The organism is Capnocytophaga sp. oral taxon 338 str. F0234, from assembly GCF_000192225.1.
Taxonomy (GTDB): domain Bacteria; phylum Bacteroidota; class Bacteroidia; order Flavobacteriales; family Flavobacteriaceae; genus Capnocytophaga.
Genome location: NZ_GL872413.1, coordinates 186,335 through 212,524, shown reverse-complemented (window position 1 = coordinate 212,524; position 26,190 = coordinate 186,335). Strand labels below are relative to the sequence as shown.

Genomic DNA, 26,190 nt, shown 5'->3' with positions numbered 1-26,190 from the left:
TATGGCAAAGAATATTATCGTAACACAAATACGTAGTAGCATAAAACGTGCCAAAACTCAAAAGTTAACTCTCGCCTCTTTGGGCTTGGGAGCTATTGGTAAGTCGGTAACTCATGAGGCTACCCCAAGTATCTTGGGAATGGTTAATAAAGTAAAACACTTAGTTTCTGTACAAGAAGCATAACAAAAAAGTAGCATTTAATTATGAATTTAAGTAATTTGAAACCTGCACAAGGTTCAGTACACAAAGAAGGGAAGCGCGTAGGTAGAGGACAAGGTTCAGGTAAAGGAGGTACCTCCACACGTGGACACAAAGGAGCTAAATCTCGCTCTGGGTTCGCTACCAAAATTGGCTTTGAAGGAGGACAGATGCCTCTTCAACGTCGCGTACCAAAATTTGGTTTCAAAAACTTCAACCGTAAGGAATATACAGGTATCAACCTTGGAAAACTACAAGAATTAGTGGATAAGGGGATTGTTACCGATACTGTAAATATAGATATTTTAGTAGAAAATCGTTTAGCTAAAAGATCTGATTTAGTAAAGATTCTTGGTGGAGGAGAGTTAAAAACAAAACTTAAAATCTCTGTTCATAAATTTACAGCTAGCGCTAAAGAAGCCGTTGAAAAATTAGGAGGAGAAGCTATAACGCTCTAATATAATATCTTATGAAGAAGTTTGTAGAGACCTTAACGAATGTTTGGAAAATAGAGGAATTACGTAACCGTATTATCCTTACTTTGGGAATTCTTTTGGTATATCGCTTTGGTGCACATATCATTCTTCCAGGGATTGATGCGGAGAAATTAAGTAATCTTACTCAAAAAACTTCGGAAGGAGGTTTGTTAGATATTCTTAATGCTTTCACAGGGGGAGCATTTGCTAAAGCCTCTGTATTTGCCTTGGGAATTATGCCTTATATCTCTGCCTCTATTGTGGTACAGCTTATGGGAATTGCCATTCCTTATTTGCAAAAGTTACAACAAGAAGGAGAAAGTGGACGTAGGCGAATCAATCAGATTACACGTTGGCTTACTATTGCTATTTGTATTGTTCAAGCTCCTGCCTATCTTTATTCCATCAGTGCTTTGGGAGTCCCTGAAGAAGCCTTCCTTTTAGGAAAAGGATTAAGTTTTATTATTCCTTCAGTAATTATCTTAGTAACAGGAACCATTTTTGCTATGTGGCTTGGTGAGAAAATTACTGATAAAGGAGTGGGGAATGGTATTTCTTTACTTATTATGGTAGGGATTATCGCTCGTATGCCTCATGCTTTCTTCGGTGAGATGAATAGGGTACATAGTCCTATGATTGTAATTGTAGAAATTCTTTTATGGTTATTGGTTATTTTGGGATGTATCTATCTTACTTTGGCTGTAAGACAAATCCCTGTACAATATGCAAGAAGAACTACAGGAGGGCAAGTAGAGAGAAATATCTTTGGAGCAAGACAGTATATTCCTCTGAAGCTTAATTCAGCAGGAGTAATGCCGATCATCTTTGCACAAGCAATTATGTTCGTTCCAGCTGCGCTAGCAGGTCTTTCTAAATCAGATTGGGCAATACGTATCCAGAACGCTTTCCGTTCACCTTTTGAGTTTTGGTATAATGTACTCTTTGGATTGCTTATTATCATCTTCACTTATTTCTACACTGCAATTACTGTTCCAAGTAATAAGATGGCTGATGACCTTAAGCGTAATGGAGGGTTTATACCAGGAGTAAAACCAGGACAGGAAACCAGTGAGTATTTGGATAAGATTATGTCTCTTATCACTTTCCCAGGTTCTTTATTCTTAGTAGCTATTGCAGTACTTCCTGCTATAGTCAATAAGATACCTTTATTGGAGATAGACCAACAATGGGCATTATTCTATGGGGGTACCTCCTTGCTCATCTTGGTAGGGGTAGCTATTGATACAATGCAACAAGTGAATTCATATCTACTCAACCGTCATTACGATGGTCTTATGAAAACAGGTAAAAAGAGGAGATAATGGCAAAGCAAGCAGCGATAGAACAAGATGGGACTATTATAGAGTCACTCTCTAATGCAATGTTCCGTGTGGAGTTGGATAATGGTCATGTGGTAACGGCTCATATATCTGGGAAAATGCGTATGCACTACATAAAGCTCCTTCCTGGTGATAGAGTAAAACTTGAAATGACTCCCTATGACCTTACCAAGGCACGCATTACTTACCGATATTAATAATAAAATTCGTTTTTAAAACAGACAACAGATGAAAGTAAGAGCATCTATTAAGAAAAGAAGCCCTGAGTGCAAGATTGTACGAAGAAAAGGGGTATTGTACGTAATTAATAAAAAGAATCCGAGATTCAAACAAAGACAAGGATAAATTATGGCACGAATAGCAGGTATTGACTTACCAAAACACAAAAGAGGCGTCATAGGACTTACCTATATTTTTGGAATTGGTAAAAGCAGAGCTAAAGAAATTTTAAAAAAAGCTCAAGTAGATGAAGACATCAAAGTAAGCGACTGGAACGATGAGCAAATCACTCGTATCCGTGAAGCAGTTTCATCCTATAAAATAGAGGGAGAATTGCGTTCAGAAGTGCAATTAAATATTAAGCGACTTATGGATATTGGTTGTTACCGTGGTATCCGTCACCGCTCTGGATTGCCTTTACGCGGTCAAAAAACAAAAAATAACTCTCGTACAAGAAAAGGAAAACGAAAAACTGTTGCTAACAAGAAGAAAGCAACTAAATAATAAGTAGCGATATGGCAAAAACAAATACAAAAGTTACCAAAAAACGTAAAGTAGTTATAGAATCTTCAGGAGAAGCACATATCTCAGCTACTTTCAATAATATCATTATCTCCTTAACTAACAAAAAGGGAGATGTGATTTCTTGGTCTTCTGCAGGAAAGATGAAGTTCAGAGGCTCTAAAAAGAATACTCCTTATGCTGCTCAAGTAGCTGCTGAAGATGCCGCTAAAATGGCTTTTGACGCAGGACTTAAGAAAGTACGGGTATTCGTAAAGGGTCCTGGAGTAGGTAGAGAGTCTGCCATCAGAAGTATTCATAATGCTGGGATAGAAGTTACTGAAATTGTTGATGTAACTCCACTTCCTCACAATGGTTGTCGTCCTCCAAAAAGACGTAAAGTATAACAAGTTATAACCTATGGGAGAGGGCTCCGATTATCGAAGGATAAGCCTTAATTCATAATCCTCTCTCACTTTTAAACAAAAAAATGTAAAATGGCAAGATATATAGGCCCTAAAAGTAAAATCGCTCGTAAATTTGGGGAAGCGATTTTCGGTGAAGATAAGTCTTTTGCTAAGAAAAACTATCCTCCCGGACAGCATGGAATTAATCGTAAGAGAGCAAAACGCTCTGAGTATGCAATCCAGCTACAAGAAAAACAAAAAGCAAAATATACCTATGGGATTTTGGAACGACAATTCCAAAATATGTATGAAAAGGCGCGCCGTAGCAAAGGAGTTACCGGTGAAGTATTGCTTCAACTCTGTGAAGCTCGCTTGGATAATGTAGTATATCGTATGGGGATAGCCCCTTCTCGCCGTGCTGCTCGTCAGCTTGTTTCTCACCGTCATATTACTGTTAATGGTGAAGTAGTGAATATCCCTTCTTACTCTCTAAAGGCAGGAGATATTGTAGGAGTACGTCACAAGTCACAATCGCTTACTGTGATAGAAAATGCCTTAGCAAGTAACAGCTCTGTATATGAATGGATTACTTGGAATCCTGAAAAAATGGAAGGTACTTTTGTGGCACTCCCTCAGCGTATTCAGATACCTGAAAACATTAAAGAACAATTAATCGTAGAGTTGTACTCTAAATAATATTAGTCAGCAGTCAGATTATGGCATTATTCAATTTTCAAAAACCAGATAAGGTTATCATGATTGAATCCTCCGAGTTCGAGGGCAAGTTTGAGTTTCGCCCCTTGGAACCTGGTTATGGACTCACCATTGGTAACGCATTACGACGAGTGATGCTCTCCTCCTTAGAGGGCTACGCAATCACTTCGGTTAAAATAGATACAGTAGAACATGAATTCTCCACAATCGCAGGGGTAGTAGAAGATGTTACTGAAATTATTTTGAACTTGAAGCAAGTGCGTTTCAAACTGCAAACAGAAGGAACCGATCATGAAAAAGCATCCATTTCTGTAACAGGAAAGAAACAATTGACTGCGGGTGATTTTCAAAAATTTATAACAGGATTTCAAGTACTGAACCCCGATTTGGTAATTTGTAATATGGAACCTGAGGTAGAAATCAAAATGGATATTACCATTGATAAGGGTATGGGATATGTTTCCGCTGAGGAAAATGCCAAACCTAATATGCCTGTGGGAACCATCCCTACTGATGCTATTTTTACTCCTATTAAGAATGTAAAATACAGTATTGAGAACTATCGAGTAGAACAAAAAACCGATTATGAAAAGTTGATTTTTGAAATCAAAACAGACGGGTCTATTCATCCTAAGGATGCCTTAATGGAAGCGGCTAAAACATTGATTCATCACTTTATGCTTTTCTCTGATGAGCGTATTACCATTGAACCAGAAGAGGTGGTACAGCCAGAAAGCTATGATGAAGAATCTTTACACATGCGCCAACTCCTTAAGACCAAATTGATTGATATGGATCTTTCTGTACGCGCACTGAACTGCCTCAAAGCAGCCGAAGTAGATACTTTAGGGGATTTGGTTTCTTTTACTAAAACTGATTTGATGAAATTCCGTAACTTTGGTAAAAAATCACTTACTGAACTTGATGAGTTGGTAGAAAGCAAAGGACTTACTTTCGGAATGGATCTGTCAAAGTACAAATTAGAAAAAGAATAGTAAATTCTGTTATAATATATTAATTCAACGAAAATGAGACACGGAGATAAAATAAATAATTTAGGAAGAACCGCCGCTCATAGGAAATCTATGTTGGCGAATATGGCTTGTTCTTTAATACAGCATAAGCGAATCAATACTACTTTGGCTAAAGCTAAAGCTTTGAAGATATTTGTAGAACCTTTGATTACCAGATCTAAGGAGGATACTACACATAATCGTCGTATAGCATTCAGCCGATTACATAGCAAATATGCCGTTACTGAACTTTTCAAGAATATTTCAGTGAAGGTAGCTAACCGTCCAGGTGGATACACCCGTATCATCAAACTTGGTAACCGATTGGGAGATAACGCTGAGATGGCTCTTATTGAATTGGTAGATTATAATGAAGCAGGATACTCACCTAAGGGAACTGCTAAGAAAAAATCTACTCGTAGGGGACGAGGAGGGAAAAAGGCAGCAGAGCAGCCTACTCCTGAAGCGCCACAGGCAAAGGAAGAGACTTCCTCTGAAGCATAAAATAAAAACCGCCTTAAACATAGGGCGGTTTTTTGTTGTAAAATGTCTTGAAAAAGTGTACCTTTGCTTCTTAAAGTAACAGGTAATGACAAGTATCAAGCAAAGAGAAGAATTACAAGCCGCTATTTGGAAGATAGCCAATGAAGTACGCGGCGCGGTAGATGGTTGGGATTTTAAACAATTTGTTTTAGGTACCCTTTTCTATCGTTTTATCAGCGAGAATTTTACTAATTTCATCGAAGGTGGCGATGAGAGTGTGCAGTACGCCGAGCTGCCCGATGAGGCTATTACCCCTGAAATAAAAGACGATGCTACGAAAACTAAGGGTTATTTTATCTACCCCTCTCAGCTGTTTGTAAATGTAGCTAAAAATGCGAATACCAATTCCAATCTCAATACCGATTTAGCAGCTATCTTCTCGGCTATCGAAAGTTCCGCCAATGGCTACCCGTCCGAAGCCGATATTAAAGGACTGTTTGCCGACTTCGACACTACCTCCAACCGCCTTGGCAATACCGTTGAGGAAAAAAACAAACGCCTCGCCGCGGTAGTTAACGGAGTGGCAGGGCTTAGTTTTGGCGATTTTGAAAACCACCAAATTGACCTCTTTGGCGATGCTTATGAGTTCCTCATCTCTAACTATGCTGCCAATGCAGGCAAATCGGGTGGGGAGTTTTTTACCCCTCAGAATGTATCAAAACTCATTGCGCAATTGGCTTTGTTGGGGCAATCATCAGTAAACAAGATTTACGACCCTGCTTGTGGGTCAGGCTCTCTCCTACTACAAGCTAAAAAACACTTCGATGACTACCAGATAGAAGAAGGTTTTTTTGGGCAAGAAATCAATCATACTACCTACAACTTGGTGCGTATGAATATGTTCTTGCACAATATCAACTATGACAAGTTCAATATTGCATTAGGCGATACGCTCATAAACCCCTGCTTTGGCGATGAAAAACCTTTTGATGCCATCGTTTCCAATCCTCCTTATTCGGTGAACTGGATAGGTAGCGACGACCCTACCCTTATCAACGACGACCGTTTTGCGCCAGCAGGCGTATTAGCCCCAAAATCTAAAGCCGACTTTGCCTTTGTATTGCATTCCCTCAGCTACCTTTCGGCTAAGGGGCGTGCCGCTATTGTGTGTTTCCCTGGTATCTTTTACCGCGGAGGTGCCGAGCAGAAAATACGCAAATACCTCATTGATAACAACTATGTAGAAACTGTTATCGCCCTACCGCCCAACCTCTTCTATGGCACCAGCATTGCGGTTAATATATTGGTACTTTCCAAACACAAACCCGATACCCAAACCCAATTTATAGATGCCAGTGGTGAGGACTTTTTTAAGAAAGAAACTAATAACAACGTACTTACTGATGACCATATAGCGCATATCGTTAGCATTTTTGCCGACAAAGAGGCGGTACCTCACACCGCTGTGCAAGTAGACAACCAGCAGATAGCCGAAAATGACTACAACCTATCCGTTAGTTCGTATGTAGAAGCAAAAGACACCCGTGAGGTGATAGATATTCAGCAACTCAACGCCGAAGTAGCGCAAACCATCATACGTATTAATGAGCTGAGGGCGGATATAGAGGAGATTATTAGAGAAATAGAAAACTAATTGATAAATATGGAAGCGCAAAAAGAAGAAATCATACTTTATCAGCGTGAAGATGGTGCTGTACAAATAGATGTAAGGGTAGAGGGGGAGACTGTTTGGCTCACACAAGAACAGATGGCCACATTGTTTGGAAAGGGACGCACCACTATAACAGAGCATATCTCTCATATTTTTGAGGAAGGAGAATTGGATGAAAAAGTGGTATGTCGGAAATTCCGACATACCACTCAACACGGCGCTATAGAAGGAAAAACTCAAGAAAGAGAAGTAAAATATTACAATTTAGAGGTTGTTATTTCTGTGGGTTATCGTGTTCGTTCTGTACAAGGAACACGCTTTAGGCAATGGGCTACTGAGAGATTAAAAGAATACATTGTAAAAGGTTTTACGATGGATGATGAGCGCCTAAAAGGCAATGGAGGCGGAAATTATTGGAAAGAACTCCTCAATAGAATACGAGATATCCGCTCAAGTGAAAAAGCGCTATACCGACAAGTGCTCGATTTGTATGCTACCAGTAGGGATTACAACCCTAAAAGTGAAATAACCCTTACTTTTTTTAAAATAGTACAAAACAAACTGCATTATGCCTGTAGCGAGCAAACATCAGCTGAACTGATCTATCGCAGAGCAGATAGTACTAAAGATTTTATGGGGCTTACAACTTTTAAAGGAGCTTTGCCTACCCTAAACGAGGCTAAAATAGCCAAGAATTATCTTACAGAAGAAGAACTATTCCGCTTAAACCGTCTTGTTTCTGCCTTCTTTGATCTGGCAGAGCTTAAAGCGCAAACACAAAGCCCTATGTATATGCAAGATTGGGTGGATGAATTGGATAAATTTTCAGCCAATTACGGCAAAGGAGTATTGAAAGGAGCAGGGACTATTAGCCACGAACAGGCGGAGCAGAAAGCAATACAAGAATACCGAGCTTATGAAGCCCGCACACTATCGCCTATAGAACAATCCTATTTAGAGAGTTTAAAAGCATTGGAGAAAAACACAGCTAAGCTATTGAAAACAAAACACAAATAACAATGACACAAGAACCAAAAATATTCCCTTATATAGAACATCTCCTGCAAGGCGCTGAAGTAGTATGGAAACCTCTGGGAGAGATAGCGGAATATGAACAGCCAACAAAATATCTAGTAAAGTCAAGTAATTATAAGGATATATATCCTACTCCTGTATTAACTGCTGGTAAAACATTTATTCTTGGTTATACAGATGAAACAGAAGGTATTTATAAGGCTTCTATAAGCCCTGTTATAATTTTTGACGATTTTACAACAGCTAACAAATGGGTAGATTTCGACTTCAAAGCCAAATCATCAGCAATGAAGATGATAACCTCTAAAAATGAGAAAGAAGTATTGTTGAAGTATATTTATTATTGGCTAAACACTTTACCAAGTGAACTTATAGAAGGTGATCATAAACGACAATGGATTAGTAACTATGCTAATAAAAAAATCCCCCTTCCCCCTCTTTCTGTCCAGCAAGAGATTGTTCGTATTCTGGACAAGTTCACCCAGCTGGAGGCGGAGCTGGACTGCCGCAAGCGGCAGTATGAATACTACCGAAATAAATTATTGACTTTCAATGAGATAGGGGGGGGTACTGAGATAGTTTGGAAAACGCTAGGAGAAGTAGGCACTTTTATACGGGGCAATGGTTTGCAGAAGAAAGACCTCATAACAAGTGGTGTTCCTGCTATCCATTATGGTCAAATTTATACTTACTATGGGATTTCTGTGGAACAAACAATTTCTTTTGTATCTCGTGAAACAGCTGAAGGACTTAGAAAAGTAGATTATGGAGACGTGATAATAACAAATACAAGTGAGAATATAGATGACGTAGGGAAAGCTGTTGCCTATTGTGTTAAAGAACAAGGTGTAACAGGAGGACACGCTACCATTTTTAAACCTTCAGAAAAAATCATAGGTAAATATTTGGTTTATTATACGCAGACAACAGAGTTTTCAAACCAAAAAAGAAAGTACGCTAAGGGAACCAAAGTGATAGATATATCGGCTAATGACTTAACTAAGATTACCATTCCTCTCCCTCCCCTCTCCGAGCAACAACGTATCGCCACTATTCTTGATAAGTTCGATACTTTAGTCAATTCTATTAGCGAGGGGTTACCCAAAGAAATTGCCCTGCGCAGAAAACAATATGAGTATTATAGGGAGAGATTATTGTCGTTCCCCTCGTAGGGGTCAATGGTAATTGATCCTAAATATTGAGGAAGGATTGTTGTTTGAAGGCGAATTGCCTCACATACTCAGCTGCGCCAGCTCGCTGACTTTGCCCTTACAGATAAGATAAAATAAATTATAATCATATTATGACCTACAACACTATCGCCGAAACACAAAACTACATCGTTTTAGACAATTATACTAAGCTCTCTAAAGTGAGTGAAGCACCCGCTACTTACCAAAGCGAGAATGCTTTAGAACGCGAATTTATAGAGGATTTGGTAGAACAAGGCTATGAATACCTGCCACAGCTTACTACCCCCGCAGCACTCTTGAATAATGTGCGCACACAGCTACAAAACATCAACAGCGTAACCTTCTCCGATGCCGAATGGGCGCGCTTTGTAGAGGAATATTTAGATGCCCCCAGCGATAACTTGGTAGAAAAATCGCGCAAACTGCACCGCGATTATATCTACGACTTTGTGTTCGACGATGGGCATATACAAAATATCTATTTGGTTGATAAGAAAAATATCATTCGCAATAAAGTACAGGTCATCAACCAGTTCGAACAGAAAGGCTCTCACGCCAATCGTTATGATGTAACGATTTTAGTGAACGGGTTGCCCTTAGTGCAAATCGAACTCAAAAAACGAGGCGTTGCTATCCGTGAGGCGTTCAACCAAGTGCACCGCTATAGCAAAGAGAGTTTCAACAGCGAGAGTTCTCTGTACAAATACCTGCAACTCTTTGTCATTTCCAACGGTACCGATACCCGCTATTTTGCTAATACCGTAAAGCGTAATAAAAACAGTTTCGACTTTACGATGAATTGGGCAAAAGCCGATAATACGCTCATCAAAGACCTGAAGGATTTTACTGCTACTTTCTTTCAGAAAAACACTTTGTTACAAGTGCTGCTCACCTATTCCGTGCTTGATGTAAGCGACACACTACTGGTGATGCGCCCCTACCAAATAGCCGCTACCGAACGACTGCTCTGGAAGATAAAAAGTGCCTATCAGGCTAAGCACTGGAGCTCTCTCGACGGGGGTGGTTATATATGGCACACTACAGGTTCGGGCAAAACTCTTACCAGCTTTAAAGCGGCACAACTGGCTACCCAGCTCGATTTTATCGATAAAGTGTTCTTTGTCGTAGACCGCAAAGATTTGGATTATCAAACGATGAAGGAGTACCAACGCTTTTCGCCCGATAGTGTAAATGGCTCAGGTAGTACTGCCGGACTCAAACAGAATTTAAACAAGAACGACCATAAAATTATCGTTACTACTATCCAAAAACTCAATAACCTGATGAGGGGCGAAGAGCATTTGCCGGTATACGACCAGCAAGTTGTCTTCATCTTTGATGAGGCACACCGTTCCCAATTTGGTGAAGCGCAAAAGAACCTTAAAAAGAAATTCAAGAAGTACTACCAATTTGGTTTTACAGGCACCTCTATTTTCCACGACAATGCCTTGGGCAGCGAAACTACTGCCAGCGTGTTTGGTCGCGAACTGCACGCCTACGTAATTACCGATGCCATTCGCGATGAAAAAGTGTTGAAATTCAAAGTAGATTACAACGATGTACGTCCGCAATTTAAGGGTATAGAAACCGAGCAAGATGAAGCCAAACTCAGTGTTGCCGAAAACAAACGCCTCTTGCTACACCCCGAACGTATTAGGGAAATATCTACGTACATCTTGCGCAATTTTCGCCTCAAAACCCACAGGAATGAGGGCAGTAATAAGGGGTTCAATGCAATGTTTGCCGTTAGCAGTGTAGAGGCTGCCAAATGCTACTACCAAGAGCTCAACGCCTTGCAAAAAGATAGCGACCGACCGCTTAAGATAGCGACTATCTTTTCTTATACTGCCAATGAAGAACAAAATGCTATAGGCGACATTACCGACGAAACTTTCGAACCTTCTGCTATGGACGTCAGTGCCAAAGAGTTTTTAGAAAAAGTCATTACCGACTATAATGCGATGTTTAAAACAAGTTTTTCATTAGAAAGCAAATCGTTTGAAAACTACTATCGCGATTTGAGTAACCGTGTGAAAAATCAAGAGGTCGACCTCTTGATAGTAGTGGGTATGTTCCTCACTGGTTTTGATGCCCCTATGCTCAATACGTTATTTGTAGACAAAAACTTGCGCTATCACGGACTTTTGCAGGCTTATTCTCGCACCAATCGCATCTACAACAGCACTAAGAGCTTTGGTAATATCGTTACTTTCCGCGATTTAGAAAAAGCTACCATCGATGCTATTACCCTTTTCGGCGATAAGAGCACCAAGAATGTAATCCTCGAAAAAAGCTACCAAGAGTATCTTGAGGGCTTTACTGATATCATTACTGGTAAAGCTTGCCGAGGCTATAACGAAATTGTAAAAGAACTAAAAGAACAATTCCCCGACCCTGATGAAATTCACACTACAGCCGATAAGAAAGCCTTTGTAAAACTTTTTGGTGAATATTTGCAGGTGGAAAACATCTTGCAGAACTATGATGAGTTTGCCCATCTCAAAGCGCTACAAACGATTGATAAAAACGATCCTGAAGCGTTAAAAGCCTTTGCCGAGGAGCATTTCCTAACCGAAGAACAAGTCGCTTCTATGGTACAATTAGAGGTACTAAAAGACCGATTAGTGCAAGATTATAAATCCACTTATAACGATATACGTGATTGGGTAAGCAAGGAACGAGAGAATGCAGCGCAAGAAAAACAGTTAATTGACTGGGAAGAGGTGGTTTTTGAAGTAGATTTGCTCAAATCTCAAGAAATAGACCTCGATTATATCCTCGAACTCATCTTAGAACACCACAAAAAGAACAAAAACAAAGAGGCTTTAGTAGAGGAAGTGCGTCGCATTATCCGTGCCAGCATAGGTAACCGTGCCAAGGAAAGCCTTATAGTGGATTTTATCAACGAAACTAATTTAGATATTATTGACGACAAACCGACTATCATAGCAGCGTTCTTCACTTATGCCCAAGAGCGACAAAAAGCTGAAGCGGCTGAGCTAATCGCGGAAGAAAACTTAAATGAAGAGGCGGCTAAACGATATATACAGCTTTCTCTAAAACGAGAATACGCTAGCGAAAATGGCACTGACCTCAATAGCATTTTGCCTAAAATGAGTCCGTTAAACCCACAATATCGAACCAAAAAACAAACTGTCTTTCGCAAAATAACAGCTTTTGTAGAAAAATACAAAGGCGTAGGGGGTGAGGTATGATAATAGATTGACAAATGTTTTTTAAGTTTTTTTGGTCAGTATGTTTTTCTCAATCAATTAGTCATATAGACGAGCTAATTTCAAAAGTAAATGTGAAATAATTATATTGAAATGATAAATACTTTTCCACATAAGCAGGATAATCCCTAAAAAAGCCGTACCTTTGTGGCATAAAAATCATAAGTTATGTACGAAAAATACGAGCAGACAGCTCATTATATCCGACAATTTATTAAGGAACAGACCCCAGAATTTGCTATTATACTTGGCTCTGGACTATCTTCCTTACAGGATGAAGTAACCCCTATTGTGGAAATTCCCTATGCCGGCATTCCTAATTTCCCACAATCCACGGTAGAGGGACATGGTAACAAACTTATCTATGGTACTTTAGCAGGTAAGTATGTCCTTCTAATGAGCGGGCGTTTCCATTACTATGAAGGTTATCCCATGCAGGAGGTTACTTTTCCCATCCGTATTTTTCACCTTTTAGGAATAAAAAAACTCATTGTCTCCAATGCCTCCGGAGGGGTTAATCCTAATTTTTCTATTGGAGATATTATGGTAATTCGCGACCATATTAATATGTTCCCTGAGCACCCTTTGCGAGGCAGGAACTTGGAAAAATTTGGCACTCGTTTCCCTGATATGAGTGAGGCTTATAATCGTGCTATGATTACTCTTGCAGAAACTATAGCTAAGGAGCAGGGAACAAAACTTCAAAAAGGAGTATATGTAGGCTTGCAAGGACCTACTTTTGAAACTCCATCAGAATATGGTATGGTACGTGCCATAGGTGGAGATGCCGTAGGAATGAGTACTGTTCCTGAAGTAATCGTTGCTCGTCATCAGGGAATGAAGGTCTTTGCCCTCTCTATTATTTCAGATTTAGGAGGTGCTGGCATTGCTCCAAACGTATCTCATACAGAAGTACTCCATGCGGTGAATAATGCCATGCCGAAAGTATTGAACTTGGTGAGAGAGTTTGTAAAACGAGAAAATTCGTAAAATGAGATTAACTTTTTGAAAAGGCACTGAATAAAGTGTCTTTTTTTTATTCATAATAATTTATTCTTATTTTGTTTAATTAAAAATAAATCGTAAATTTGCAGCTTATTAAATATTTATATAAAATGAAAATGAGAATTTTGATTCCTGTTTTAGTAACAGGATTGTTCGTATTTGCCTCTTGTAGCAAAGAGGAAAGTAAAAAAGAAGAAAATAAGAAAGAGAAATCTGCTGTAGTGAATGCCTCAGGAACTGATTGGAAGTATTTCTCCTTTGCCAAAGGCAAGGAAGTTACAGTGGAAGACCCAAAGACTTCTTTGGATTGGGATATTGCTTTTAACCGTTATTATGTAAAGCTTAACGGAGGTGATTCAGGCAAAGGGCAAGCAGAGGTAATCAAAACAGATAAAACAGTCCTATCAGAGGTTAAAGAAGTACCTGCTTCTGGTTATAGTAAAGATAAGCAAGGAGTAATGTCATTAGGAATGCCTCCTAAGCCTACAAAAGGAAGTTTTTCTGCAACCATCTCGGGCGGTATAAAAGGAGAGAATACTACAGGCTATGTTACTATTGACATGGCTAATATGATGACAGGCAAGGGTGATATTTATGGTATAACCAAGTATGTATATGTGGTAAAAACGGCAGAAGGGAAGCCTTTGAAGCTACAATTTACCGATTATACAAGTAGTGAAGGAAAAGGAGGATATCCAGCTTTTAGCTATCAATTCGCTGAAGGAGGTAAATTTTAAATAAGGATAAAATAATCCATTTATTTTTTTTTATTCTAAATAAAATTGTATCTTTGCACCCACAAAATTAATAAAACTCGAAGTAAGATGAAAGTAAAATTTTTAGTGCCCGCACTTCTTGTAGGGCTCATGACCTTTACCTCTTGTAGTAAGGATGATAACAAAGAGGAACCTAAGCCAAAACCTACACCAGAAAAAACAGCAAAAGAAATTAAGAACTTAGATGCCTCCGATCAGCAGAAATGGACTTATTTCTCTTTTGAAACAGGTAAAGTAGTAGAAGTAACCAATCCTAAAACAAGTGATAATTGGGATATTGCTTTTAACCGCTTTAATATCCGTACCAATGGAGGTGTATCAGGCATAGGAGAAGCTGAAGTAGTGAATACCAACAGCAAAGATTTCGCTGCCATTACCAAAGCCCCTGCTGAAGGTTATCAAAAGGATACAAAGGTTAATGAATATGGTCGCCCTTTACCTGGACAGACACAGCCATCTATAACAGAAGTAGAGAAAAATCCTGTAATCTCAGGAACTGTAGAAAGTACAAATCCTAAAGGTTGGTATAACTACAAACGCCCAAAAGAAGGGGAAAACGCTCCTCACTTTGAGATTACTAAATATGTATATGTACTCAAAACAGCTAAAGGAGATAAATATGTAAAAATCCAACTTACAGGATATACTAATGATAAAAATAAATCAGGGTATATTACTTTTACTTATGACTTCTTAAGGGAAAAAGAAGCTCCTAAGCCTGTAGAAAAAGTAGCTTTGGATTTCTCTGGTAATGAAGCAAAAGAAGTACAATTGGATGCCACTGGAGATTGGAAATATTTTTCCCTAAAAAATGGAGAGGTAACTCCCGTTAAACCAGAAGAAGATCTCTCTTGGGATATTGCTTTCAAGGGGTATTATGTGAGACTCAATGGAGGTACTTCTGGGAAAGGAAAAGCAGAAGCTTTGAGATTGGAGGAAAAAGATTTTGCTAAAGTTATAGAAACTCCTAAAAAGGGATTTGAAAAAGATAAAGAAGTTATCTTTAAGAGTATGAAAGGAACAGAATCAAAGGAAAATGTCTCTCCCGTACTTACAGGAGGTTTTGGTTCTACCACAGGGGCTATTCAAATCAATCCCTCTCCTGAATGGAGAAAGAAAAATGGAGGTGTATTTGGTCCTAACGAATGGGTATATGTTATAAAAACAGCTGATGGTACTTATGCTAAGGTACAGGTAACCGACTTCTACAAAAAGATAGGAGATAAAAAAGCACCTAATTTTCCTAAGCTAAAATACCAATTGAGTAAAACTAAAAGCGAATAAAAGAAAATTATGAAAGTAAAATTATTATTTGCTACCTTATTAGTGGGGGTATTCGCACTTAGCTCTTGTAGTAAGGATGATAATAAGGAAGAGAAAAAACCTGCCAATGTAAAGCAGGAGAAAAATCTCAATGCAGGACAAAAAAAATGGGTGTATTATTCTTTTGAAAAAAATGCTATTGTAGAGGTGGCTGACCCTCAAAATAGTTTGGATTGGGATATAGCCTTTTTTGCCTACTATGTAAAACTCAATGGAGGTGAGTCAGGTAAGGGAAAAGCAGGAGTTGTAAAAGTTGGAGGGAATGATTTTTCTGCTCCTATCGCTACATTGCCTAAAGAAAAAGAATATATACAGGATGCTAAAGGGGTAATGTATTATGGGAGTTACCCTAACCTAACAGAAAGGAATGACACTTTTTCCCATTTACTTTCAGGAGGTTTTGATACCAAGACAGGTTATGTATCACTTAATCCTAAAAACATGCAATCTAAAGGAGGTAAGTGGCCAAATGTATATGCTCCTACCAAGTTTGTCTATATTATTAGAACCGCCAAGGGAGCTTTTGCTAAATTCCAAGTAACGGATTTCTATAATGATAGAACACAGGAAAACTATCCTTCTTTCCAATATATCCTCAGTGAGGATGGCAAGTTTTAGATAATAATACCTTTCTAATCTATGTGAATTGATAGAATTGCTATGTCTTTCCCAAGTATAGCAATTCTATTTTTCTTTCAATAAAAAGATTCAATAAATGTCAAAGATTTTCATTATTATAGGCTGCTTTTTTTCTCTGTTGAGTGTGAGGGCACAATATTCCTTTTCAGGGAAAGTTATTGATTGTCAAACGAAAGAACCTTTATCAGGGGTGACTATAGAGCTTACTTCTCTGAAGAAAAAGCTACAAACAGATGTTCAGGGACGGTTTTCTTTTCAGGGCTTACCCAGAGGGACTCATCATTTTTATGTAACTCAAGATGACTATGAAGGCAGTTTCTTTAAAGTATCTCTAAAAAGAGATGAGAAAAATTATATTTTTACTCTTTGTAGAAATAAGGAAGTAGAGGTAGGAGAAGTAGTAGTAACTGCTACCCGTACCGAGCGTAATCTTAAGAATGTACCTATTACAGTACAAGTGATAACCGCTAAGGATATACAGAAATCTCAGGCTCCTGACTTCCAATCTTTTTTGGAAAATGAATTTTCAGGGATCAACTTTACCTATAATGGAGGAATGCCTAATATTAATATGATGGGCTTCGGAGGTAAATATGTTCTTTTCCTTATGGATGGAGAACGCATGGCAGGGGAGACCTTTGATAATATTGATTATGATCGTATAGATTTGGATAATATTGAGCGTATTGAGATTATCAAGGGAGCATCTTCTTCTCTTTATGGTTCTAATGCACTGGGAGGGGTAATTAATATTATTACTAAGGAAACACAAAAGCCCTTGGAGATGAATGTAGGATACCTTTATAATACTAAGAAAGATCATAAAGCGAACTTATCCTTAGGAACTAAGCAAAAATGGGGAAGCATCCGTCTTTCCTCTTTCTATAATTTTAGAGAGCCTTATATTCTAACAGACAAGGAGCCTCTGAAAACCTACAAAAAGGATTCTATTATATATTCTGAGAAGGGGGAACTTAATGTTGCAGGCTATACCAATTATGGATTTACTCCTAAAGTAGGATTGGATTTCTCACCCAAATGGAATCTGACACTTACTCCAAGTTATTATTTTAGTGAACGAAATTCAGGGACAGAATCCTCTAAAAAGTTAAGAGATCGCTATTATAACTATACGATAGCACTTAAGTCCGATTATAAGATAAAGGAGGATAAAACACTTAGCCTTTCAGGAGCGTATGACCGTTATGATAAGTTTAAGTATTATAGAATTCTGAAAGAGAAAGATAAGAACTATGAAAATTCTATTTGGCGAGCAGGTGGGCAGTATAACCAGTCACTCTATAAAAAGCATTCTTTAGTAGTAGGGGCTGAGATGTCTTCGGATGAACTTTTAAGTTTCCGGTTTAATAATACGGGGACTGAAGCTAAAAAGAATGCTCAAAATTACACTCTTTTTACTCAGCAAGAGTGGGCTCTTTCTGATGCATTTACTTTAGTAACAGGAGTGAGAATGGACTATCATTCTCTTTTTAAGGGATTCCTCACCTATCGCTTGTCAGGAATGTTTAAGATAGAAGCCTTTACCTTTCGTGGAGGTTATTCTACAGGCTTTCGCTCTCCTACGTTAAAAGAACTTTATACTAATTGGTTTCATCCCTGGGGAGGAGGATTTCAGATTATGGGAAATAAGGATTTGAAGCCTGAGAAGAGTAATAATATTAACTTTTCTGTAGATTTTAATGCTAAGAAATGGAATATTACAGCCATGACTCAGTATTCCAAAGTGAAGGATAAGATTGCTTATCATTGGTCACGTTCTAATGATACCATTCGTTATATCAATTTTGATGGAAATACGGACATTATAAGTTCTGAATTTTCAGGAACATATCGTCCTAACAAATCTTTCCGTTTTAAAGGATCTTATGCCTATTATGTAACAAGCAAAAGTAGGGATGATGTACGTCCTCATACCTTCACTCTAAAAGCAGAATACGTAGAACAGACAGATATGAAATATCTCCCTAATATCATCCTTAGTGGGAAATATGTGAGTGAAACCAATATCTATGAGGAAGGAGATGCCTATACATATTATCCTTCTTATAGTATCTGGCGGCTACAATTCTCTAAAAAATTACCTTATCATCTTACCTTGAATGCTGGAATAGATAATCTTTTTGATTATATAACTAAGACTACAAGTTTTTACTCCAGCGTTTCACCCGGAAGAACCTACTTTGTAGGGTTAAAATGGAATTTGTAAATAAATAAAAAAGTATATGAAATATATTTATAATGTTACTTTTCATATAGAACAGGAAGTATTCCCTCAGTGGCAATCTTGGATAGAGCAACATTTTGATCGGTTGCTCAAGGAGAGTGAATTCCTACAGATAAGGCTTTTGCAGATACATACAGAACATGTCCAGAGTAAGGCATTCAGTGTGCAATATGAGGCAGATACAAAGCAGGCAATCACTCATTTTCAATCTGCTTTGGAGGAAAAATATAGGAGAGAACTCTTTTTACAATTTGGAGAAAAAGTACTTACTTTCGCTACTTTGCTTACGGTGGAGAAGGAAGTAAAGAAGTAGAAAATGTTAAATTTTGAGATTGTGAATAAAAAAGTTTTTTTTCATTTGTCAATTCAAAAAAAAGCAGTACCTTTGCACCTCAAAAATAAGAAGAAATATCAGAAAATATGAAAAAAGAAATACATCCCTCTAATTATCGTTTGGTTGTTTTCAAAGATATGTCCAATGATGATATTTTCATCACTAAGTCAACCATTGAAGCTAAAGATACTATTGAAGTAGATGGAGTAGAATATCCTTTAGTGAAATTGGAGATTTCTCGTACCTCACACCCTTATTATACAGGGAAGACAAAGCTTATTGATACAGCAGGACGTATAGATAAGTTCAAGAGTAAATATGCTAAATTTCAAAAATAGTAAAGGTTTTTCATAATAAATAAGTTTTAAAATTATTTTGGCAAACTCCTTCCTTTGCTGGGAAGGAGTTTTGTTTTTAGGAAATTTTAAAAAAAATAACAATTAACCTTGTTCTCTATAAAAAAAAGTGTAATTTTGCCCTTATTTTAAAAACCATGAAATTATGGATTTAGGACTTATCATAACATACATTGTCACAGCAATTTATTGTTTGTCATTGGTGCTTATCTTCTTCTATAGTTTGACTATATTAAACCTTGCTGTTAACTATTTGAAGAATAAAAATCAAAATAGCGAAGCACCTAAGTTCAATTTACTTGATCCCAATGAAATTCCTTATGTTACTGTACAGCTTCCTATTTATAATGAGAAGTATGTAGTACCAAGGCTTTTGGAGAATATTGCTAAGTTAGAATATCCTAGGAACAAATTGGAAATACAAGTATTAGATGATTCTACCGATGATTCAGTGGCAGAGACCGCGCGAATTATAGGAGAATTGCAGAAAACAGGCTTAGATATTGTTCATATACGTAGGGAAAAACGAGAAGGTTTTAAGGCAGGAGCTCTTAAGTATGGAACCGCTATTGCTAAAGGAGATTTTCTTGCTATCTTTGACGCTGACTTTCTTCCTAAACCTGATTGGCTCAAGCAAACAGTTATCTATTTCAAGGATGAGCATATAGGAGTAGTACAAACCCGATGGGGACATATCAATCGTAATTATTCTCTACTAACTAAAATACAGGCATTGGCTCTGGATACTCACTTTACTTTGGAGCAAGTAGGACGTAGTAGTAAAGGACACTTTATTAACTTTAATGGGACTGCAGGTATTTGGCGTAAGAAAACAATCTTGGATGCAGGTAATTGGGAGGGAGACACTCTTACAGAGGATTTGGATTTGAGTTATCGAGCACAACTTAAGAACTGGAAATTTAAATATTTGGAAGATGTAGAGACCCCAGCAGAACTTCCTGTAGTAGTTTCTGCAGCACGCTCTCAGCAATTCCGTTGGAACAAAGGAGGTGCTGAGGTATTCAGAAAATCCGTTCGTAATGTATTGGCTTCCAAGAATATTAGTTGGAAAACAAAGTTTCATGGAGTAATGCATTTGCTTAATAGCTCTATGTTCCTGTATGTGTTCTTAGTAGCAGTATTGAGTGTGCCAATGATGTATATTAAGAGTATCTATCCACATTTGGCTTGGGTATTTAAGGTAACTAGTTTCTTTATGGTTAGTACCTTGATATTATTCTGTTGTTATTGGATTACTTATAAAAATATTCAAGGGAAAACGTTTGATGATTTTGTGGATTATATCAAGCTATTCTTTAGTTTCTTCTCAGTAGCTTTAGGTTTTTCTTTGCATAATGTAACGGCTGTATTGCAGGGTTATTGGGGTAAAAAGACAGAATTCGTTCGTACACCTAAGTTCAATATCAGTTCCTTGAAGGACTCTTGGAAGGGTAATAAGTATATTAATAAAAAGCTTTCTCCCAATATGATTCTGGAATTTCTCCTTATGTGTTATTTCTTATTTGGATTGTACAGTGGTATTAAGCTTAATGACTTTGGACTCTTTCCTTTTCATTTGATGCTTACCTTTGGATTTGGATTTGTTTTCTATAAATCACTTATACCAAAGGCATAATAAACAAAATTGGTTTTTATTCTAGAGTAAGGCTTTGTTTGGAAAAATGAAGCCTTATTTTTTCGTTTTTCGTTTTTCATTTTTCACTTTAAGTTGTATCTTTGTGCCTTATTATTTAAGATGAATTTTATGAAGATATTAGTTTGTATTAATCAGGTGCCGGATACCACCTCTCAGATAAATTTTACTGCAGACCATAAGGCTTTTGACCCCTCTGGAGTGCAGTTTGTGATTAATCCTAGTGATGAAGCTGCCCTAATACGTGCTTTACAACTCAAAGAACAAAGAGGGGCTCATATTACTTTAGTACATGTAGGACTTTCGGACAGTGAGCCGGTGTTGCGTAAGGCATTTGCTTTAGGAGCAGATGAAATGATTCGGGTGGAGACAACACCTATGGATGGCTTCTTTGTTGCTCAGCAATTAGCCCCTATTGCTAAAGACTACGAAGTTGTATTCTGTGGGAGAGAATCTTTAGACTATAATGGAGGTATGGTAGGAGGGATGTTAGCCTCTCTGTTAGATTTTAATTTTGTAGATGATGTAATTGCTTTTTCATTGGAAGGGGCTATAGCCAAGATTACCCGTGCAATTGATGGAGGTAAGGAACTTTTGGAGAGCCCCTTACCTGTAGTAGTAGGTATCCAAAAAGAGATTATCCCAGAGGAGGAAATACGTATTCCTAGTATGAAAGGGATTATGATGGCTCGCAAAGCCCCTTTACAAATAATTTCACCGATAGAGGCTACCACACAACCAGCTATTGACTCTTTGGAAAAGCCAAAGGGGAAAGCCCCTATAAAAATGATTTCTCCGGATAATTTGGATGAATTGATAGAAGAACTTCACGATAAAAGAAAATTATTTTAAGCAAAAAATATGATTTTAGTATATACAGAATACCATAATGGACAATTTACTAAAAAAACATTAGAAACTATCTCTTATGCTAGAGCATTGTCCAAAGATATAATAGCCCTTACAATTAATGTAGAAGATCCTATTATTTTGCAACAATATGGAGTAAGTAGAATCATAAGGGTAACTAATCAGGAACTTTCCGTATTTCAGGCAAGAGCTTATGTGGATCTCATCAGGCAAATAGTTCAGAAAAAGCAAGTAAGTACAATACTGTTACCAAGCTCCGCTAATATACGTTATATGTCCCCTATGTTAGCTATAAAATTGGGAGCAAGTTATCTATCAAATGTAAGTTCACTTCCTAAGGAAGGTAAGGTACAAAAGGTGATTTTCTCCTCTAAAGCAATAGCTTGGATTCCTATTGCGTCTAAGCAAGTGATGACTCTTTCTGGGAATATCGTGGAGGTAACAGAAGCCCCTGTACAAGCTACTATAGAGGATTTCTCTGTAGAATTCTCTAAGGAAGATTTTCCCATTAAGCATTTGGAAACGCAGAAGTTTACTAATAAGATTTCCATAGATGATGCTTCTATTGTAGTTTCTGGGGGTCGTGGTATGCAAACTCCTGAAAATTGGCATATAGTGGAGGATCTTGCGGATGCTTTAGGAGCGGCAACGGCTTGTACAAAGCCTGTGTCTGACATGGGATGGCGCCCTCATAGCGAGCACATTGGACAGACAGGGAAGCCCTTAGCTTGTGATTTGTATATTGCGCTGGGAGTGTCGGGAGCTATTCAGCATATAGCAGGAGTAAGTGCCTCTAAGGTAAAAGTAGTTATTAATTCCGATCCTGAAGCACCTTTTTTCAAGGAGGCAGATTATGGAATTGTGGGCAACCTTTTTGACATAGTCCCTAAACTCACAGAGAAGATTAAGAACTTACCTAAATAATTGTATCTTTACTTTTAATTCTATGATGAATATCACCAAGGCTGTAAAACATTTGATAATTGCCAATATATTATTCTTTTTATTGGCACAGTTCCTGCCTGGATTACAGATGAATGCAGCTCTCTATTACTTTGAGAATCCGAACTTCCATTGGTGGCAGATATTTTCTCATTTGTTTATGCATGGTTCTCTGGCACATATTTTCTTTAATATGTTTGCCCTATATTCTTTTGGAGCCCCTTTGGAAAGCTACTTTGGAAGTAATCGTTTTATTGTGTTTTATTTTGCTTGTGGGATTGGAGCCGCCCTGTTACATACCGCAGTGAATTACTATGAATTTCATTCAGGAATAGAACTGTTACTTAAGGATGGATATACATACGACCAGATAACCAGTATGCTTGACCAGGAGAAAGTATATACTCATTGGAAAGACTTACTCCCAGAGAAAACGCTTGATAGTATGTGTAGTGCCTATATTTCTCCAGCGGTAGGAGCCTCTGGAGCTATTTATGGGATATTAGTAGCCTTTGGAATGCTTTTCCCAGATGCCAAGTTGATAATGATCTTCTTACCTATTCCTATTAAGGCAAAGTATTTTATTCCTATCCTAATAGCCTTAGATTTATTCTCTGGAGTTACCAAATTTCCTATCTTTGGAGGAAATATTGCTCATTTTGCCCATGTAGGGGGAGCTCTGATAGGTTTTATCCTGATGAAAATATGGCAGAAAAACTCTTTTAATGGCAAGCGATTGTATTAGTAAAATGAACTCGGTAATTACTAAAATATTTGCCAAACATTCTCTTGGAGTGGTCTATATATTACTTGTTGGGTATTTGTGTGGATATTTATTTCCTTCTATCATAGCATTCCTGTGGCAAACAACAGTTCCCTTTATCAGAGATATGTTTGCTCTCTCACAGAGTTTCTCCGCTTTGATGGGAAAACCGTGGACATTACTTACTTATAGTTTTTTTCATACAAGTTTTGGACATTGGTTCTTTAACATGGTTATGCTTTATTTTGTGGGAATATTATTTATGAATCTCTTTCCTCCTAAGCGATTTTTAGGAATCTATGCTATGGGAATTATTATGGGAGGTCTATTTTTTATACTTACTTATCAACTATTCCCTGTTTTTTCACAAAGAGAGGATTTTCTTTTAGGTGCTTCAGCAGGGATTATGGCAGTTTTAATATTTTTATCCACTTATACACCATTCTATAGGATTTACTTGTTTAGGATATTCTCATTACCCTTATGGATTTTAGGTGCTTTATTGATAATTATTGATTTGGCAAGTATTCCTATTAGTAATGCAGGAGGGCATATTGCCCATTTGGGAGGAGCCCTTGCGGGATGTTTGTATGCTTTATATCTTAAGAGGAATATTTCCTTCCTTTCGCTTAAGAGAAAGAAAAGACAGTCTTCTCAAGGGAGATATCCTAATAAGGCAACAGAAGAACGTATAAATGTTATTTTGGATAAGATTACCAGGAGCGGCTATGATAGTCTTACGAGAGAAGAAAAAAAATATCTATTTTTGGCAAGCAAAGAGAATGCTGATCAATAACTTTTTTGAATGCAACTTGTAACAGATACAACACACTTTCAATCCCCTAAGGAGAGTGCCCTTACCATTGGGACATTTGATGGTATACATATAGGGCATCAGAGAATTATTGCCCAAGTGGTAGATACTGCAAGGCAGAGGCATCTTATTCCTACAGTGCTTACATTCTTTCCTCATCCGCGTATGGTTCTGAATCCGTCCGCTCCCATCGCTCTTATACAGACCATAGAGGAACGGGCTAACTTACTGGAGAAATATGGAATAGAACAGTTAGTGATACAACCTTTTGATAAAGAATTTGCTTCTCTTACAGCGGAAGATTATGTAAAAGAAGTTTTGGTAAAGAAACTTAAAGCAAAGGTAATTATTATAGGCTATGATCATCGTTTTGGCAAGAATCGTTCAGCAGGAATAGAAGAGCTTAAAGCATTTGGAGAGCAGTATCATTTTGAAGTAATTGAAATTCCTGTACAGGAAGTGGATTCTCTTTCAGTAAGTTCTACTAAAATACGCAGTGCCCTTAATCAAGGAAATATAAAACAGGCTACCCATTACTTAGGATATCCTTTTTCTCTTTCAGGCAAGGTAGTTCATGGACAAAAGATAGGACGTACTTTAGGATATCCGACGGCTAATATACAAGTGGCAAATACTCATAAACTCATTCCAAAGATTGGAGTGTATGCTGTGTATAGTATTATAGAAGGGAAAAAAATATATGGGATGCTTTCTATAGGGAAGAATCCTACTATTGAAGGGAAAGGAGAAAGCATAGAAGTCTATTTCTTTGACTTTGATAAGGATTTGTATGGAAAGGAGATTAGGGTTTATTTTGTAGCTTTTTTACGTGAAGAAGTCAAGTTTCATTCATTAGAAGCCCTGAAAACACAGTTGAAAATGGATGAAAATATTGCCAGACAATACTTTGTATAGAGATTATTTAGGACTAACTGTTATAAGAAGCTGGTTATCATTATTTTATAAAAATAGAAGAAATCTATACAAATATAGAAAAAAATAATGAGAAACTTGTGGAGGAAAGAGAAAACTGTTATATCTTTGCACTGTAAAAGTTGAAAAGATAAATTGTTTTTCATATATTAGATTTTGTGGTTAGAATTGGTAAAAGAGAGCGCAGGCTCTCTTTTATTTTTATATGAAGTCAACACTCATAGGATTCCCTCTTTTCATCCCTATAAGAGTAGAGCTACTCCCTGAAGAGGTAGGGTCTCCTTTATAGATAGCCATCTCCAGATATCCTAACTTATTGAAGACTAAGAAAGGATTTCCTTCTGAATATTGTTGTTTTTCTGCTTGGTTATATTGGGTATAGATTTCTTCCACACTAATATTTTTGACTACCTGATAACGAAAATAAACGTTAAACCGCCTTCCTTGTGATTCTCTTTCCAGAAGTTCTTTTGTAATATTGGAAATAAGGTTCCCAAAATAGTCTATGTAAATAATACTTCCTTCTATACGGTTAGGATGTATCTTTGGCATAAAGTCAGAAACATATAAGTGTTCTTTATAAGGGATTCCTATTTGTGATAGAGGTGTTTTTTGGCAAAGAAGTTGAGCTATCTTTGCTGAAAAATCAAGAGTAGGAAATATAGAATATTCACTTTCAAGAGGGATACAATAAATCTCTAAATTACTTTCATTTCTGGTAAATAGGGAAATAAAACCATTATCAGCGACAATAAAGTATTGCTCATTATATTTAAGTACCAACAGGGGTTTTTTAAAGTGAAGTTCATTATTTACCCCTATAATGTGTATCGTCCCTTGTGGGAAGTAGCTATAGGCTCCCTGTAATAAGTAGGCAGCCTCTGAGATACTATAACGTTCTACTTGGTGGGAGATATCTACAATTCTAGCCTCTGGGAGTAAGTGATATAAGTGTCCTTTCAGAGCACCTACACTATAGTCCTGTTCTCCGAAGTCTGTAGTAAGGGTAATGATATTCATCAACAATCAAAAATGAATTTAGTATAAAATT

28 protein-coding genes are annotated in these 26,190 nt (G+C 37.5%); 27 read left to right on the top strand and 1 reads right to left on the bottom strand.

Annotated elements, in window-relative coordinates; all coding sequences use genetic code 11:
- The first annotated feature begins 1 nt into the window (after window position 1).
- From rpmD to HMPREF9071_RS00885, 27 genes are all read left to right on the top strand, one after another.
- The gene (gene rpmD, locus HMPREF9071_RS01010; protein ID WP_009744663.1) at window positions 2–184 is read left to right on the top strand and encodes a 50S ribosomal protein L30; all 183 of its coding nucleotides are present in this window, start codon (window positions 2–4) and stop codon (window positions 182–184) included.
- 20 nt (window positions 185–204) lie between these two features.
- Entirely contained in the window at window positions 205–657 is a 453-nt protein-coding gene (rplO, locus tag HMPREF9071_RS01005) for a 50S ribosomal protein L15 (protein WP_009744662.1), read from the top strand.
- An 11-nt stretch (window positions 658–668) separates the two neighbouring features.
- Window positions 669–1,997 carry a preprotein translocase subunit SecY gene (gene secY, locus HMPREF9071_RS01000; RefSeq protein ID WP_009744661.1) on the top strand — a complete coding sequence of 443 codons (1,329 nt, stop codon included), beginning with the start codon at window positions 669–671 and terminating at the stop codon, window positions 1,995–1,997.
- Entirely contained in the window at window positions 1,997–2,212 is a 216-nt protein-coding gene (infA, locus tag HMPREF9071_RS00995) for a translation initiation factor IF-1 (RefSeq protein WP_002666434.1), read from the top strand. The genes secY and infA overlap by 1 nt, the downstream gene beginning before the upstream one ends.
- A gap of 31 nt (window positions 2,213–2,243) precedes the next feature.
- Window positions 2,244–2,360 carry a type B 50S ribosomal protein L36 gene (ykgO, locus tag HMPREF9071_RS11860; protein WP_002666762.1) on the top strand — a complete coding sequence of 39 codons (117 nt, stop codon included), beginning with the start codon at window positions 2,244–2,246 and terminating at the stop codon, window positions 2,358–2,360.
- Between the two features lie 3 nt (window positions 2,361–2,363).
- Window positions 2,364–2,738, top strand: coding sequence for a 30S ribosomal protein S13 (gene rpsM, locus HMPREF9071_RS00990; protein WP_009744660.1), 375 nt, complete (start codon window positions 2,364–2,366; stop codon window positions 2,736–2,738).
- An 11-nt stretch (window positions 2,739–2,749) separates the two neighbouring features.
- Complete coding sequence (rpsK, locus tag HMPREF9071_RS00985; protein WP_009744659.1) at window positions 2,750–3,142, top strand: 30S ribosomal protein S11; 393 nt, start codon at window positions 2,750–2,752, stop codon at window positions 3,140–3,142.
- A 90-nt stretch (window positions 3,143–3,232) separates the two neighbouring features.
- Window positions 3,233–3,838, top strand: coding sequence for a 30S ribosomal protein S4 (gene rpsD, locus HMPREF9071_RS00980; RefSeq protein WP_009744658.1), 606 nt, complete (start codon window positions 3,233–3,235; stop codon window positions 3,836–3,838).
- Window positions 3,839–3,858: 20 nt separating this feature from the next.
- Window positions 3,859–4,851, top strand: a complete 993-nt coding sequence (locus HMPREF9071_RS00975) for a DNA-directed RNA polymerase subunit alpha (RefSeq protein ID WP_009744657.1) — start codon at window positions 3,859–3,861, stop codon at window positions 4,849–4,851.
- A gap of 33 nt (window positions 4,852–4,884) precedes the next feature.
- A complete protein-coding gene (gene rplQ, locus HMPREF9071_RS00970) occupies window positions 4,885–5,373 on the top strand; it encodes a 50S ribosomal protein L17 (RefSeq protein ID WP_009744656.1) in 489 nt (162 codons plus the stop codon).
- A gap of 85 nt (window positions 5,374–5,458) precedes the next feature.
- The gene (locus tag HMPREF9071_RS00965; RefSeq protein WP_009744655.1) at window positions 5,459–7,006 is read left to right on the top strand and encodes a type I restriction-modification system subunit M; all 1,548 of its coding nucleotides are present in this window, start codon (window positions 5,459–5,461) and stop codon (window positions 7,004–7,006) included.
- 9 nt (window positions 7,007–7,015) lie between these two features.
- The gene (locus HMPREF9071_RS00960) at window positions 7,016–8,041 is read left to right on the top strand and encodes a virulence RhuM family protein (RefSeq protein ID WP_040357881.1); all 1,026 of its coding nucleotides are present in this window, start codon (window positions 7,016–7,018) and stop codon (window positions 8,039–8,041) included.
- A gap of 2 nt (window positions 8,042–8,043) precedes the next feature.
- A complete protein-coding gene (locus HMPREF9071_RS00955; protein WP_009744653.1) occupies window positions 8,044–9,231 on the top strand; it encodes a restriction endonuclease subunit S in 1,188 nt (395 codons plus the stop codon).
- A gap of 131 nt (window positions 9,232–9,362) precedes the next feature.
- Window positions 9,363–12,467, top strand: a complete 3,105-nt coding sequence (locus tag HMPREF9071_RS00950) for a type I restriction endonuclease subunit R (RefSeq protein WP_009744652.1) — start codon at window positions 9,363–9,365, stop codon at window positions 12,465–12,467.
- A gap of 186 nt (window positions 12,468–12,653) precedes the next feature.
- Window positions 12,654–13,475: a purine-nucleoside phosphorylase gene (locus HMPREF9071_RS00945; RefSeq protein WP_009744651.1), complete on the top strand. Its 822-nt coding sequence runs from the start codon at window positions 12,654–12,656 to the stop codon at window positions 13,473–13,475.
- 125 nt (window positions 13,476–13,600) lie between these two features.
- Entirely contained in the window at window positions 13,601–14,227 is a 627-nt protein-coding gene (locus tag HMPREF9071_RS00940) for an HmuY family protein (RefSeq protein ID WP_009744650.1), read from the top strand.
- A gap of 87 nt (window positions 14,228–14,314) precedes the next feature.
- Entirely contained in the window at window positions 14,315–15,550 is a 1,236-nt protein-coding gene (locus HMPREF9071_RS00935) for an HmuY family protein (protein WP_009744649.1), read from the top strand.
- 9 nt (window positions 15,551–15,559) lie between these two features.
- Window positions 15,560–16,207 carry an HmuY family protein gene (locus HMPREF9071_RS00930; RefSeq protein WP_009744648.1) on the top strand — a complete coding sequence of 216 codons (648 nt, stop codon included), beginning with the start codon at window positions 15,560–15,562 and terminating at the stop codon, window positions 16,205–16,207.
- Between the two features lie 97 nt (window positions 16,208–16,304).
- The gene (locus HMPREF9071_RS00925) at window positions 16,305–18,455 is read left to right on the top strand and encodes a TonB-dependent receptor domain-containing protein (RefSeq protein WP_009744647.1); all 2,151 of its coding nucleotides are present in this window, start codon (window positions 16,305–16,307) and stop codon (window positions 18,453–18,455) included.
- 16 nt (window positions 18,456–18,471) lie between these two features.
- A complete protein-coding gene (locus tag HMPREF9071_RS00920; protein WP_009744646.1) occupies window positions 18,472–18,786 on the top strand; it encodes a DUF4286 family protein in 315 nt (104 codons plus the stop codon).
- A 107-nt stretch (window positions 18,787–18,893) separates the two neighbouring features.
- Entirely contained in the window at window positions 18,894–19,145 is a 252-nt protein-coding gene (locus HMPREF9071_RS00915) for a type B 50S ribosomal protein L31 (RefSeq protein ID WP_009744645.1), read from the top strand.
- A gap of 163 nt (window positions 19,146–19,308) precedes the next feature.
- Window positions 19,309–20,799: a cellulose synthase family protein gene (locus HMPREF9071_RS00910; RefSeq protein WP_009744644.1), complete on the top strand. Its 1,491-nt coding sequence runs from the start codon at window positions 19,309–19,311 to the stop codon at window positions 20,797–20,799.
- 129 nt (window positions 20,800–20,928) lie between these two features.
- Complete coding sequence (locus HMPREF9071_RS00905) at window positions 20,929–21,669, top strand: electron transfer flavoprotein subunit alpha (RefSeq protein ID WP_040358136.1); 741 nt, start codon at window positions 20,929–20,931, stop codon at window positions 21,667–21,669.
- A 9-nt stretch (window positions 21,670–21,678) separates the two neighbouring features.
- Complete coding sequence (locus tag HMPREF9071_RS00900; protein ID WP_009744642.1) at window positions 21,679–22,611, top strand: electron transfer flavoprotein subunit alpha/FixB family protein; 933 nt, start codon at window positions 21,679–21,681, stop codon at window positions 22,609–22,611.
- Between the two features lie 22 nt (window positions 22,612–22,633).
- Window positions 22,634–23,374, top strand: a complete 741-nt coding sequence (locus HMPREF9071_RS00895) for a rhomboid family intramembrane serine protease (protein WP_009744641.1) — start codon at window positions 22,634–22,636, stop codon at window positions 23,372–23,374.
- Complete coding sequence (locus HMPREF9071_RS00890) at window positions 23,355–24,188, top strand: rhomboid family intramembrane serine protease (RefSeq protein WP_009744640.1); 834 nt, start codon at window positions 23,355–23,357, stop codon at window positions 24,186–24,188. Before HMPREF9071_RS00895 ends, HMPREF9071_RS00890 begins: the two co-directional genes overlap by 20 nt.
- A gap of 9 nt (window positions 24,189–24,197) precedes the next feature.
- Window positions 24,198–25,121, top strand: coding sequence for a bifunctional riboflavin kinase/FAD synthetase (locus tag HMPREF9071_RS00885; protein ID WP_009744639.1), 924 nt, complete (start codon window positions 24,198–24,200; stop codon window positions 25,119–25,121).
- Window positions 25,122–25,340: 219 nt separating this feature from the next.
- Here HMPREF9071_RS00885 and HMPREF9071_RS00880 read toward each other — a convergent pair whose 3' ends face one another.
- Window positions 25,341–26,159: an S-adenosyl-l-methionine hydroxide adenosyltransferase family protein gene (locus HMPREF9071_RS00880; RefSeq protein WP_009744637.1), complete on the bottom strand. Its 819-nt coding sequence runs from the start codon at window positions 26,157–26,159 to the stop codon at window positions 25,341–25,343.
- Window positions 26,160–26,190: the final 31 nt, after the last annotated feature.